The sequence below is a fragment of the uncultured Sunxiuqinia sp. genome (genome assembly GCF_963974515.1).
In the GTDB taxonomy this organism is placed as follows: domain Bacteria; phylum Bacteroidota; class Bacteroidia; order Bacteroidales; family Prolixibacteraceae; genus Sunxiuqinia.
In genome coordinates this window covers 113,329-126,996 of sequence record NZ_CAXBDD010000002.1, presented here as the reverse complement: position 1 = coordinate 126,996, position 13,668 = coordinate 113,329, and the positions used below count along the sequence as shown (strand labels likewise).

Annotated in this window: 8 protein-coding genes; 7 read left to right on the top strand and 1 reads right to left on the bottom strand. The window is 45.2% G+C overall.

What is annotated here, in order from left to right:
• From AAC033_RS01210 to AAC033_RS01180, 7 genes are all read left to right on the top strand, one after another.
• Positions 1–2,610, top strand: a complete 2,610-nt coding sequence (locus AAC033_RS01210; RefSeq protein ID WP_339734500.1) for a hypothetical protein — start codon at positions 1–3, stop codon at positions 2,608–2,610.
• 63 nt (positions 2,611–2,673) lie between these two features.
• Positions 2,674–5,382, top strand: coding sequence for a hypothetical protein (locus AAC033_RS01205; RefSeq protein ID WP_339734498.1), 2,709 nt, complete (start codon positions 2,674–2,676; stop codon positions 5,380–5,382).
• 21 nt (positions 5,383–5,403) lie between these two features.
• Complete coding sequence (locus tag AAC033_RS01200; protein WP_339734495.1) at positions 5,404–6,882, top strand: contractile injection system tape measure protein; 1,479 nt, start codon at positions 5,404–5,406, stop codon at positions 6,880–6,882.
• Positions 6,876–8,228, top strand: a complete 1,353-nt coding sequence (locus tag AAC033_RS01195; RefSeq protein ID WP_339734493.1) for an ATP-binding protein — start codon at positions 6,876–6,878, stop codon at positions 8,226–8,228. Before AAC033_RS01200 ends, AAC033_RS01195 begins: the two co-directional genes overlap by 7 nt.
• A 43-nt stretch (positions 8,229–8,271) precedes the next feature.
• On the top strand, positions 8,272–9,735 hold the full coding sequence (locus AAC033_RS01190) for a DUF4157 domain-containing protein (RefSeq protein WP_339734491.1): 1,464 nt from the start codon (positions 8,272–8,274) through the stop codon (positions 9,733–9,735).
• A 34-nt stretch (positions 9,736–9,769) separates the two neighbouring features.
• Complete coding sequence (locus AAC033_RS01185) at positions 9,770–10,372, top strand: hypothetical protein (RefSeq protein ID WP_339734489.1); 603 nt, start codon at positions 9,770–9,772, stop codon at positions 10,370–10,372.
• Positions 10,359–11,036: a YkgJ family cysteine cluster protein gene (locus AAC033_RS01180; RefSeq protein ID WP_339734487.1), complete on the top strand. Its 678-nt coding sequence runs from the start codon at positions 10,359–10,361 to the stop codon at positions 11,034–11,036. Before AAC033_RS01185 ends, AAC033_RS01180 begins: the two co-directional genes overlap by 14 nt.
• 54 nt (positions 11,037–11,090) lie before the next feature.
• Here AAC033_RS01180 and AAC033_RS01175 read toward each other — a convergent pair whose 3' ends face one another.
• Positions 11,091–13,511, bottom strand: a complete 2,421-nt coding sequence (locus AAC033_RS01175; RefSeq protein WP_339734485.1) for a thiamine pyrophosphate-dependent enzyme — start codon at positions 13,509–13,511, stop codon at positions 11,091–11,093.
• Positions 13,512–13,668 lie beyond the last annotated feature (157 nt).

Below are 13,668 nucleotides of genomic sequence, written 5' to 3'. Positions count from 1 at the left end.
ATGAAAGAAAGTCCGGTCATACCAAAATTAAACAAGCAGGATGAAAATCCCGGGAATTACTATTGGTTGCGTTCCGAAGGCTTGAAGCACATTCAGGAACTGTCGGACCGCCTGTGGACGGATTACAATACGCACGATCCGGGCGTGACTATCCTTGAAATTTTATGCTTTGCGCTCACCGACCTGGATTACCGCACCAATTTCCCAATTGCTGACTTACTGGCTGAAGAAAAAGACAATGAGCAGGCCATGCACCAGCAGTTTTTGTCGGCCATCAGAGCGTTACCCTCACGACCTGTCAGTATTGCTGATTATCGCAAGTTATTGATTGATATTCCCAGCGTTAAAAATGCCTGGCTGAAAAAAGGCGAAGGCGAAGTGCCGCTGTATTTTGATCGGACAAAAGAGGAACTGACGACTTTGACGGGAGGCTCTACAACGCTTGAGCCGATTGAGATTAATGGCTTATATCAAGTGATTATTGAATACGATGAAGATCTGAAAAATACAGGGAAAAAACAGGTCATGTCTGAGGTATACCGACGTTTAAACGCCAACCGAAACCTCTGCGAAAGCTTTACCGGAATAGCGACGATTGACCCTCAAGACTTCATTATTTGTGGTGAAATTGGTTTGTCAGCCAATGCGGATATTGAGAAAGTGGAAGCCCGCATCCTTTATGAAGTGCAGAACTACCTTTCACCGTCCGTTCGTTCCTATACCTTGCAGCAGCTACTGGACAAAGGCAAAAAAGCGGAAGAAATTTTTGAAGGACCACTGTATCAGGATGCGGATCAGCTATTTTCTGGAGGATTTATCGATGATGATGAGTTGGAAGCATCGCGCTTGAAAACAACGATTTATCTATCCGACTTGATTCACCTGATCATGGATTTGGATGGGGTTGAGTCGGTGCGCGATTTGATCATCAAGCCCAATGTTGCCAATTTGCCTGAGAATTGGGACAAGTGGGTGGTAGCGATTAAAGAGGACAAGCAGGCCCGGCTCGATACCGATTTATCACGCTTTGTGTTTTACAAGGATTTGCTGGCCTTTCGCTCCAACCAGGAGCTGGTTGATGCCGAGTTGGCTCAATTGAATGCCGCCGAAAAAACTGCTCAAGATGCTGTAAAGGTGAGTGATTTACCCATGATTAAGGGGACGTTCGTAGATCCGGCCTCTTACGTTTCGGTAGCAAACGAATTTCCGGTGAATTATGGCATTGGGGAAATTGGGTTACCCGGAAATGCATCAAACGAACGTAAAGCTCAGGCCCGGCAACTAAAGTCCTACTTGTTGTTTTTCGACCAGTTAATGGCTAATTATTTCGCCCAATTGTCCCGGGTGAAAGAGTTGTTTTCAACCGACAACTCAATTACACAAACCTACTTCAGCCAACTGGTAGAAGGACTGGAAGATCGTGAAAACCTGTTTGCCGATTGGGACCATACGTTAGAACAGTTGAACCAGCTTAGCGAAGATGAAACCTTGTTTTATACGCGTCGTCACCAGTTTATGGATCATTTGCTGGCCCGTTTCAATGAGCAGTTCAACGACTATGTTTTGCTGATGTATTCGCTGTCGGGCGAGTTGGCCGAGCGAGATGATATGCTGGAAGACAAAGCCAACTTCCTGAAAAATTACGACTGGACCTCACGGCATCGGGCCGGCGGGTTTAACATCACCCTGAAAGATGAACTATGGGATACCCTCAATGTGTCGGGATTGCAACACCGGGTAGCCAAGCTGCTTGGTATTCGAAATTACAAGCGGCGTGACCTGGCGCGCATTCATTACGACATTTACGATGAAAAAGACGAAGATGACCTGACCGAATACCGCTTTCGGGTAGTCGACAGCGAAACCGATAAAATATTAATCAGTAGCAGTACCCGTTACCTGGATAAGGATAATTGTATTTCAGAGATGAAAGCTTGTGTAAACTACGGAGTTGATTTGGAGAATTACGAATTAAAAGAAACATCCGACGGGCGCTACTATTTCAATATAACAGATCCGACAAAAGAAGTGATTGGCCGACGCATTGAGTATTTCGAAACTTCCGAAGAACGGGCCGAAGCAATCAAGTACCTACGTCGCTTTTTACGTGCAAACTACAACAGCGAAGGGCTCTTCGTAGTTGAACACGTCTTGCTCCGCCCACATGTGAAGGGACATCCGGTGTTTCGAATTTGCCCGAGCGATGATTCTGATTGTGTTTTTAATGATCCGTATTCTTACCAGATTTCGGTGATTTTGCCAGCATGGGAAAAGCGATTTCAAAACATGGATTTCCGGAGGTTTGTGGAGAAAACAATTCGGCAGGAAACACCGGCCCACGTCTTTCCGAAAATTTGCTGGGTGGATGAAATCCAGCTCTCTGAGTTTGAAGGATGTTACCAGGAATGGTTGTTTGCCCGGTCTATTTTTCCGAAGAAAGCTACGAATTACAAAAATGCATTGGGCAATTTACTGGATATTCTGGTTCGCTTGCATTCAATTTATCCGCAGGGAACTTTGCACGACTGCGTGGATGGTGGTGATGAAAACCCCATGATTTTGAATTTAACAAGCTTGGGTTCGATGAAAAATAAGGATCAGAAAAAATGACTCTTTCGAAAATAAACAGGATGAACGATAAGCAAAAGCAGCAACTTTTTAAGAAAAAGCATCATGGAAAGTAATTTATTAAAATTGAAAACCAGACTGGATCATTTTCCAGTATTTGAGGAAAACCAAGTCTTAACGGAAGAACAGCTCAACCAGGTGGTGACTTATCTCGATCAGCAAACCCGTTTGAGCAGACGGAATTTACATGGCTACGGAACCGTTTGTGGTTTGCATCTCAGCATGGTCAACCGACAGATGCAGCTCTCCAGAGGTTGTGGGTTAACCAGTGATGGCGATTTGCTGGAATGGCCATCAGATACGGTTTTTCCAAACGTCAGGCTGTTTAAGGATGACAATGTTAAATATCCCATGCTTCAGAATGCCGCTGTTTATGAGTTGCTGCCGGCGGGAGTAAAAAAGGAGGAACAGTTTAGCTTTTCGCGGTTCAGTCAGCAAACACAGAAGAAGCTGAGTGATTTTGCTGCTATGCTTTATCTCGAAAGCTATTTGTTTGATCCGGATGTGTGTACCGGAGGAGACTGCGACAACAAAGGACAAACACAGCTTAATCAGTTGCGGGTGCTGTTGGTGCCAAAATCATTGGCTTCGAAGCAGACCAGTTTGCTTTCGGCCGGCAAAACCTTTTTCCAGCTCAGCAAACTTTCGATCCAGCGTTTGGTGCTTACGCCCGGATCGATTGATAGCTACACCAAGCTGGCCAATGCTTATCAGTCTATTATTTCATCAACCAGTCAGTCGCTGCAAGCGGCGCTGAAATCGGCCTATTCGCAGCTGAGCTTCCTGCTTTCGGATTCATTCAATAACCAGGATCCGACGCCGGAATGGAACCAGAAACTGGGACAGTTGGCCGGGGCCGCTACTACTGCGGGGAAGCAATATCGCTACGCATTTTTAAAAGACCTGGTGCAGGCTTACAATGAATTTGTGGACTCGTGCTACCTGCTAAATGTAGCTTGTTTGCCGGAGATTAGTTTATCGCCCAAACACGTGTTTATTGGCGATGCCGCTGGGCAGATCGAAGACAAAAAAGATCCTTTTCGGCAGCATTTTGTCGAAACGCCATATTATTCCGACGGAAAAGAGAAACTCCGGCGGTGTTTGTTCTTTTTTAACCGGATTGGAGCTTTGATCGAATCGGCTGATTTTAGCAACCAGGAAGACCTGAAAATCACCCCTTCAACATTACATGCCTGTTTGGGTAGCCGGGCAATTCCGGCCTACTACCAAGTGAAGGGAGAAGCGCAACTCCTGGAAAAATGGAGTTTTGAACGAACACAAAAGGATGAGGAACTTAGCATTTATTCGTACCGCGCACCTGAGTATTCGCAGTTGCCTGAGGTTCGTAGTCCGCTGAGTTATGATTTGACGGCTTACGATCATTTCCGGATTGAAGGACATTTAGGACAGCCATTCCGGGCGGCTTATGAAACATTGCAAAGCATGATCCGGGCGCACAACCTGCCAATAAAAGCACTACCGATCATGATTGAAACGGACTTTAACAGGGCGTGGGTTTGGCCAGGCCTAAGATATAATGGGATGGAGATTTTACACAAGCTCTATCGCGATGAGCTGGTGAATAACCTGAATGAACTGAAAGTGTTTAATGTGGAGTTGAACAGCAAGGTACAGGCGGCCAACGATGAGGAGTTACCTCCATTAAATATCGAATCAAATTCCTTGTCGCTCAAAGCTTTCACAGCACAGCAAACCAATCTGGTCAATCAAAAAATTACAGAGACAAAGAATTTTCTCGCTAAATCAATTGTCGACTTTGATCACACATCATTCGAGAACAATTACAAGGAAGTGGTATCGCAAGGCGCTGTGCTCAACAAAGGTATTAAAGGCGTAACCTTTGCCTCCGCTTACACACCGCTTGAAAAAACGGTGAACAACATTAACTTCAGCAAACTGAAAGGACTGGCTGATTTGATTAAAAAGCGGGAGGAGAAAGACAAGGAAAAATCCATGCTTCAAACCTTTATTGAAGGGCATCCGGGGTTGGAACACACCGGCGGAGTGCCTCGTGGCGGAACATTCGTTTTGCTTTATAGCTCGTCAAACGGCAGGGTCGTAGCGGATATGAGCCTGCCATACTGGTATGTGGATGAGTCGGTTTCGGAAGTGCCCGAAGAATCGGATGTTTCGGACAACAACCTGGTGCTGGACTGGAAGTTCAACAACGACATTTTCGTTTATACCAACCAAAACAGCAAGCTGAAAGAGAGTATTTCGAAACTGAACTTGCAGTTGGATCAGTTTAAGTTTGATCTGGATACGCAGAAGACCAACCTCAATTCGTATCAGGGAAGTATTAATACGTTGATTCAAACGATCCCCAACTACCAGGTAGACTACGGCACTATTGGCGGTCTTAACACCAACATAAAGGATCGTGAGTTAGCCAGTAACCTGGGGTTACTTAACCAAATGAATGATTATAAAATGCACCTGGAAAATCAGATTAACGCAGGTGCAGCGACTGACGCGGAAAAGGCAGTTTACAATGATATGGAACTCGTTATGGCTGGTATTGTGGAGGACACGATTGTTAAAACCTCCAAAACATCGACTGATATTACCAGGGATAGCGACGAGGCCAAATCATTGGAAATGATGGTTAATGTGACCAAGAACCTAAAAACTGAAGGTGCCGTCAGTAAAGTGAGGAATACGGTGGAAAGTGTTAAAACCGAGTCGGTGGCAAAGGAAAATTACTTAGCTTCATTAAACATGTTTAAACTATAAAATAAATAACACCCCATGACCATGAAAAAAGCAAATACACATATCATTCAGGACTTTCGAATGGAGTTAGACTTTGAAAATAAAAAAAGTGGTCAACAAGTACTTGGCTCGGCCGATGACCTAATGAAAGCGAAAATCATTCCGATTACCGAGCGTGTTTTAGATGAATGGGCCGATGAAAACAGGCATATTCAACTGGATCGTTTGGAAATCGATTTGGGCACCATTCCGTTGGATGAATTCATGGATGATTTACCCGATGCCTATGAAAGCCAGATCAAGGAGACCTTGAAAAAGCTATTCATCCATGACAAGACCGGAGCCAAGAATAAGATCCGTCCAAGTAGTGAAACAACGGCTTTGGTCAATCAACTCCTTTTTTACCTGAAGGAGGGCGTGTTTCCCTGGCAACATCATCAGGAAGCCTACAAAACGCTTGACGAATTGGTCTTGCAGGTCCTGCACGCTGAAAAAGAGAACTTGAAAAAGCAACTTAAACCTTTGCTTAAGCATGAGGATTTGGTCAATCGGTTGATTGGTGCCCTTCAGCCCGATACCCTTGATTTGCTACTGGCCGAATTAACTTTTTCGGACGTTGCCACCCAAGCGTTACTGTATGTTGGTGAACTAGCCCGGTACAGTCACCATCAAAAATTGCAGTGGAGCCGCCGTCAGATTGGCCTGGCAGTCTATAAACAGGCGTTTCGGCGAGTTACGCACAACGAAGTCATTTTCACAGAAAGGACAATTGCCTTGGTTCTGAGTGATTTGTTTCACCTGCTAAAACAGGAACACGATCGGTGGCCGGAGTTTAGCAGTCAGTTTAGCAACTTTGCTCAAAACGAGCGGTTACTTTCGCAACTTGAAGATCTCCCTGAAGCGCTGAGGAAACTGGAAAAATCCGGCGCATCCATTTGGGGATCGTCGCAAAGTGAGCAAAGGGAGGATGGAACCCAAGAGGAACGAGCGGAGACGAACGAACCCATAGCGGAGGAAGAGATTGTGTGCAACATCAACAATGCTGGCTTGGTTCTGCTTTATCCTTATCTCAATACTATTTTTAGCCGGCTTAACTGGCTATACAAGGGAAGATTTGTCAGCAATGATTCTCAGTCCAAAGCGTTATTGCTGACTGATTACCTTGCTTTTGGCGAGGAAGGCGCAGCATCGGAGAACCAAATGGTACTTAATAAAATCCTTTGTGGTGTCGAGCTGAAGGCATCGTTTAATCCGTTACTTGTTCTTTCAGAAAACGAAAAACAGGAAGCAGAGGATCTGCTTAATTCAGCCATTAAGCACTGGGTAGTACTAAAAAATACTTCACCTGAAGGATACCGCCATTCGTTTTTGAAGCGTCTGGGGGTGCTCAAATTTCAGGACGAAAGCTGGCATCTTCAGGTGGAACGCAAAAGCTACGATATGCTTCTCGAGTCGCTGCCCTTTACGCTTAGCCTGATTCAATTGCCGTGGATGAAAAATAAACTGACTGTAGAATGGTAACAGATAGCCTTATTCGAAATGCCTCTTCATTGGAACGTGAACTACAATGGTTTGCGATGGTTGCCGATGCGCGCTTAAAGCTTTACTTCAAGCAGGAATGTGCTTTCGAATCGATCTTCGAATTGGAACCGCCGGAGTACAACACGAACGAGTCTGTCTATTCCGAGTTTATTCAATACTACCATTTGTCGTTTGCCGAACGGATCTTGCTTTTGCTGGCTTTGGTGCCGCATATCAAACCCGAATTGCTCGATCCGCTTTTTGCATCGAACGGGGAGACCAATCGTGGCTGGACTGAGTTTGGCGGAATCCAGGGAAAAAACCACGGGGGTTTTGTGCCGACGGGCGAAACCTTCATGTTTATCATGACTGGTGGCTCACTGAAAGAACGTTTTGCCCTGACGGATGTATTCAGCGCTGAACACGTTTTTGCCAAACACCAGATTTTGCAGTTGGAACACGCGCCCGATGGCGAACCTTTTTTATCGGGTACGATTCAGATCTCCCGTGATATTTTGGATTATCTCACGGTTGGCGAAGTTCACCGGCCGGTGATGAGCTCCCGTTTTCCTGCCAAGCGGATTACCACGGAGCGTGAATGGAGCGACTTGGTGGTGGATGAGAAAACCTTTCAACAGATTGACGAGATTAAAACCTGGCTCGATTACGGAAACACCTTGCTGTATGATTGGGGAATGAGTAAAAAGTTACGGAAAGGTTATCGCTGCCTGTTTTACGGCCCGCCGGGAACCGGAAAAACCATGACTGCCTGTCTGCTGGGCAAGGACACTAACCGCGATGTGTACCGGATTGATTTGTCGCTGGTGGTTTCCAAGTACATTGGCGAAACGGAAAAGAACCTGTCGAATGTTTTCAACCAGGCCGAAAACAAAAACTGGATCTTATTTTTTGACGAAGCTGATGCGCTCTTTGGCAAACGAACCAGCGTTTCGGACGCGCACGACCGCTACGCCAACCAGGAAGTTTCGTACTTGCTGCAACGCATTGAAGATTATAACGGGCTGGTGCTGCTGGCTTCAAACCAAAAGGATAACATGGATGAAGCGTTTACCCGAAGGTTTGATAACATCATCAACTTTAGCTTGCCGCGCCCCGACCAGCGGCTGAAAATTTGGGAGCAGGCATTTGCGGAGAAATCGACCCTGGCCGGCGATATCTCGCTCAAGGAAATTGCCAAAGGCTACGAGCTCTCGGGTGGCGCTATTATGAATGCCGTGGGTTATGCCTCGCTGATGACTTTGAAAAAGAATTCGCGTGAAATCAGTAAATCTGATCTGATTGCCGGGGTAAAAAAGGAATATACGAAGGAAGGAAGGACGGTTTGATGGAACAGCTTTCACTGGTCAGAACTTAAAAAAATCAGGAGAGATGAAAAAAGATACAACAAATTCAAAAAAAATGGAAAGCCGGGCAGTTGCGAACGCTGACCATTCGGTAAAAAAGAAACGCAATGCCAACTTGCCGGAAGACCTTCAGACAAGAATAGAAACTTCGTTTGGTCAAGATTTTTCGGATGTGGCTCTTCAAAAAAACTCGATTGAAGCCAGGGAAATGAATGCGCTTGCCTTTACACAGAGCGAAAAGATTCATTTTGCGCCGGGGCAATTCAACCCAAACACAGAAAAAGGAAGAAACCTGATTGGGCATGAATTCACCCACATTGCCCAGCAGAGAAGTGGTGTGGTTAAGCCCACCCGGGTTTTACGGAAGCGATTTACCGTGAATGATGATCGCGGATTGGAGGCCGATGCCGAACGTTTTGGCAGGAAAGCGGTTCGTGGAGAAACGATTTCCAAGTATCAATCGGCCAGTTTGGGCATGCGTAATTCGATGCGAACGGTGCAGGCTAAAAGCTCGGTGATCCAGATGGCCAAACAAAGCACCCATTTTGGTGAGTTTATTGATGAATCCTACACCACAATTAAAAATAGCGGGGGAAAAGAAATCGGAGTAGATATGTATATGAAGTTTAAGCCAGGAAACAAGGTGGATGCAAAGTTGATTGGGATGGTGCAATCGGTTCGTTCAGTAGATAAGGGGAAGCCTGTATCACTCAACACCACAGTAAAAGACAGATCCATAACTTCAAAAGATGCCAAGACAATCAGCTCGCCAGTAATAGGAACGGATGAAGCAGTGCATATTGATCAGGCTGATTACAACAGAAATCCATTATATGCGGTGGAAAAGGCTTCCAAGTCAGATACCAAGTTATCTCAGGGCGCAACGCCATCTTCTGTAAGTAAGATGACTGCCGCAGAATTAGCAGCGTCTACTGTTACAGGAAAAAACTATAAGGGCTGGGGTGAACATGGCTATCGCTACAAATCGGGAAAGGCATGGAAATCAAAAGATGCCGAACTTCATGATGCACCTATGCAACCTGGCAGATCGAAAAATGCAGAACAACTATTTGAAACTACGGCATTGGCAATTGATGGAACGCAGAAGGGCACCTATTACGGGTCAGTTCAATGGGGTTGGCGAACAGATAGCAAAGCTAAATTTTCTCGAATCCCGTTTGCAGTTCAATCTCAAGGGACTCCTTCTTCCACCTTTTTGAAAGCGGCGGAGATCTGGAATACTACGAAAACTTCGAAAGGTGAAAGCTCTTTAAATTTACCCGTTGAGGATGTTAAATGGATTAATAATATTATGGGAGTTGATATTGGTTTGGGGCCTCTTTATACACACCTTCCATGGGGGACACGGGTTGTCGTATTGCCAGGGTTTGCGCCATTTGGAAGTTCGTTGATTAAAGTCGTTGATGGACCTTTTACCGGAGAAACTGGTGAAGTTGAGGATCGATATTTATTAGATGAACGACCTTAGATATTTAAAGTATAATCCATTTAAAAGTTGTAAGATGACTTCAGATTCGATAGTGAAAATATTGAATGAAACTGATTACCGGGAGTTATTTTTGTCTGCTGATGATCATTTGAAAGAGCTATGGGCAAACGGAAATAACAAGCAGGATTTGAGAAAAATAATTGAGAATCCCGGAAGTTCTGACAAGTCCAAATTTTTAGCTGCAGAGTTATTATCGAAATTTGAGGTTCCCCTAACGGAAAAGGCTCACGCGGATTTAGCCCGAGTTTATGCTGCTGCTTTGAAGGATACCAACGCCAACCTGGATGGAGAATATCAACTTAGCGGAAATATGTGGGGATATCTTTACGAACATGACGATCCCGGAGAGTTGGGTGCGCGGATTATGCAGTTTGGAGCAGCTGCAGTACCCTATTTGCAAGAGTTGCTTAATGATAATGGTCCGGTTTTATACGAAGGGAGCAGGGAAGCAACAGTTGGTAATGAATACCAATACCGTATCAAAGATTTTGCTGCATTTTACCTTTCTAAAATCACGAATATTTCGATCACATTTTATCACGGCCGGGAGCAGCGGGATGCCGAAATTGAGCGGTTCAGAAAAAAGCTAAAGGATAGTGAATATGGCAAAAAATGAACAGAAAATTAAAAACGATATTCTGGAAGAAATGGAGCAGCAACTTGAGCGCTCTGGTTTTTTTACACATAATGCATTGAGTAATCAGGCAAACCGGATCAATGAAATCGAATCCTTTTTGTATGGATTGATTGATACGCTGATTGCAGAAAAACACATTGAAAAAGAAGCCTTCGAAAAGATAGTCGGGAAGGTAAGGGACGAGATCCTTCAAAAAGGGGAGCATTTTCACGCGGGCATTGCCATTCGGGTTGATGGGAACGAAGAACAGCAGGCGGCCGATTTTGTTCCGGTAAATTGCGAAGAACGTCTACACCTATGCAAAGCTGCCTGTTGTAAATTGAATTTTGCCTTATCAGTGCGCGAAATTGAATCGGGTAAAGTGAAGTGGGACTTGGGGCAACCATATTTTATCCGGCAGGCCAAATCGGGCTATTGCACCCACCTGAATGGAGGACAATGTGGTTGTTCCATCTATCATGACCGTCCAAAAGTTTGCCGGCAATACAGTTGTGCTGCGGATAAGCGCATTTGGAAAGACTTCGATAAGATGGAAATCAACCAGGAATGGCTGGATGAAAACTTGCAGGAACGACAGGTTCATTTGCAGGAAGTTTATATGAATCCCAACAGCAAGATCGAATATAAATCAAAAGTTGAATAAAAAGAAGATGGCTCCAGCTAATTATACGCCTTCTGACGAGTAATAAGCCCTTGCTTAGGGAGTCAGTTTCGAAAACCGTTTAACATCCACTTCGCGCATCATTTCGTAAATGCTTTCAAAAATTTGTTCTACATTGGGTTTGGAAAAGAATTCGCCATCGATGCCGTAAGCCGGGCGGTGTTCTTTAGCCGACAACGTACGAGGCGCGGTGTCGAGGTAATTGAATGCTTGCTGTTCCTCCATCACTTTTTGCATCATGTAGGCGGTAGCTCCCCCTGGCACATCTTCATCCACAAAAATCACTTTCCCTGTTTTTTTGATCGACTCCAGGATGCGGTGATTTACATCAAAGGGCATGAGGGTTTGTACGTCAATTACTTCAACCGAAATATTTTTTGTTTTCAGCAGTTCGGCTGCTTTTACGGCATGGTTTACATTCCAGGCATAGGTCACTAAGGTCACATCATCTCCTTCAACCATCAATTCAGGAATTCCAAGCGGTACTTTGAATTCGCCCAGGTTTTCGGGCAGATGCTCTTTCATATTATAGCCCTTGAGGGGTTCAATGACTAAGGCTGGATCATTGGCTGTTAACAAGGTATTGTAAAACCCCGCTGCCTGGGTCATGTTGCGCGGAACGCAAAGGTACATGCCGCGCAACGATCCTAAAAGCATTTGCATGGGCGAACCGGCATGCCACATGCCTTGCAGCTGGTGCCCGCGGGTACGCACAATTAAGGGGGCGGCCTGCTTGCCCTTGGTGCGGTATTGCATGCTGGCCAGGTCATCGCTCAGGGTCGAATGCGCATAGATAAGGTAGTCGAGGTACTGAATTTCAGCGATGGGGCGGAAACCTCGTATAGCCAAACCAACCCCTTGTCCAATAATGGTTGTTTCCCGGATTCCCGCATCAGAAACACGCTGAATACCGTACTTTTCCTGCATGCCTTTCATCCCTTGATTAACGCCACCTAATTTTCCGGTGTCCTGTCCAAAGGTCACCAGGTTGGGGTATTTCTGAAATAGCACATCGAAATTTTCATTCAGAATGGTAGAACCATTAACTTCAGGAGCGTTTTCGCCGTACGAAGCGAGTACGCCTTCAACTTTTAACGCTGAATCGTTGCCTTCGCGGTAAAGTCGACTATTGTACAACCCGCTACTTTTAACTTTGAACTGTTCTATCCAATGATGTAATTTTAGCCGCTCTTCGCCAACGCTTTCATCGAGGTGAATGTCGTAATAAATTCGCTGGGCAAAGCTTAGGTATTTGCGGCGGGTAGGGAAGATGCGCTGCTTGATCTCAGCCAGTTCTTCAAGGTGGTCAACTATTCCATTTGATTTTTGCTTCAACAGGTGAAGGATTTCCTGTAGGTGCAGCACTTCCTCTTTGTAGCCACCCATGAAATTTTCCCAGGCATTCTTTCTGGCTTCTTTCGCCCGGGTTTCAGCTTTCTTCTCAATGGCATTGATGGTATCCATGTCGGCCTGGCCAGATTCAATCAGCCAGAGCTTAAACTGGTAAATGCCATCGTATTCTTTTTCCCATTCCAGGCGCTCCTTACTTTTGTAGCGCTCGTGCGATCCCGAAGTAGAATGCCCCAGTAATTGGGTCACTTCCTGCACGTGAAACACTACCGGTATATGATTTTTTCGACATTTTGAAATGCCATCGGCAAAGGTCTTCACCAATTCAGGATAGTTCCATCCTTTGCAGGTGTAGATCAGAATTCCGTTGGTATCCTTTTGTTTTTGAAATCCTTTTAATGCTTCCGAAATACTGGATTTGGTCGTCTGTAGCTCAATGGGAACGCTGATCCCGAAGCCATCATCATAAACAGCAACAGCCAACGGTACCTGCATCACGCCGGCTGCATTGATGGTCTCGAAGAACATCCCTTCCGAAGTACTGGCGTCTCCAATGCTGCCAAAAGCCACTTCGTTGCCCGTGACGTTGTTGTTCAGGTGCTTTTTCAAGCCTTTGTCTTCCCTAACAATTTTGGAGGCTTGCGCCAAACCAAGCAATCGGGGCATTTGTCCGCCTGTTGAACTAATGTCGGAACTGGAATTGAAGCTGGTGGCTAGATCCTTTATTTCCCCCTGCTCATTAATATTGGCTGTGCAAAAATGGTTGTTGAAATTGCGGCCACCGGTTGATGGATTCATTTCATCATCGGTGTCGCCATAAATCATGGCAAAAAACTCTTCGGGTTGCATCAGGCCAAGGGCAAGCATGAAAGTCTGGTCACGGTAATATCCCGAGCGCCAGTCGCCCTTCCGGAAGGTTTTGGCATAGGCTATTTGTGCAATTTCCTTTCCATCTCCAAAAACACCAAAATGTGCGCGTCCATTATGTACCTCGCGTTTTCCCAGGAGGCTCAATTGACGACTCAAATAAGCGATATAGTAATCGTTCAGAATTTCTTCGGTTTTTTTATCGCTTGTTATAAGCATTCCAGCTTTCTCTAAAAGCATTTATCGTAATTTAGTGATTAAGACTATTCGGTCTGAAATACATTAAACAACGTTCGTTCGTTGGATTTGTTTAGTTATATGTATGGATGAAAGTGAACACGCCATTCCCGAAAAGAATTTGACTCTCAGTTTCAGAATTGTAGCTGTGTTGAAGGGT

Bases quoted from the DNA above. Each gene is read 5' to 3' on its own strand.
- AAC033_RS01210 (WP_339734500.1), top strand. From the start codon at position 1: ATGAAAGAAAGTCCGGTCATACCAAAATTAAACAAGCAGGATGAAAAT.
- AAC033_RS01195 (WP_339734493.1), top strand. From the start codon at position 6,876: ATGGTAACAGATAGCCTTATTCGAAATGCCTCTTCATTGGAACGTGAA.
- AAC033_RS01205 (WP_339734498.1), top strand. From the start codon at position 2,674: ATGGAAAGTAATTTATTAAAATTGAAAACCAGACTGGATCATTTTCCA.
- AAC033_RS01190 (WP_339734491.1), top strand. From the start codon at position 8,272: ATGAAAAAAGATACAACAAATTCAAAAAAAATGGAAAGCCGGGCAGTT.
- AAC033_RS01175 (WP_339734485.1), bottom strand. From the start codon at position 13,511: ATGCTTTTAGAGAAAGCTGGAATGCTTATAACAAGCGATAAAAAAACC.
- AAC033_RS01200 (WP_339734495.1), top strand. From the start codon at position 5,404: ATGAAAAAAGCAAATACACATATCATTCAGGACTTTCGAATGGAGTTA.
- AAC033_RS01185 (WP_339734489.1), top strand. From the start codon at position 9,770: ATGACTTCAGATTCGATAGTGAAAATATTGAATGAAACTGATTACCGG.
- AAC033_RS01180 (WP_339734487.1), top strand. From the start codon at position 10,359: ATGGCAAAAAATGAACAGAAAATTAAAAACGATATTCTGGAAGAAATG.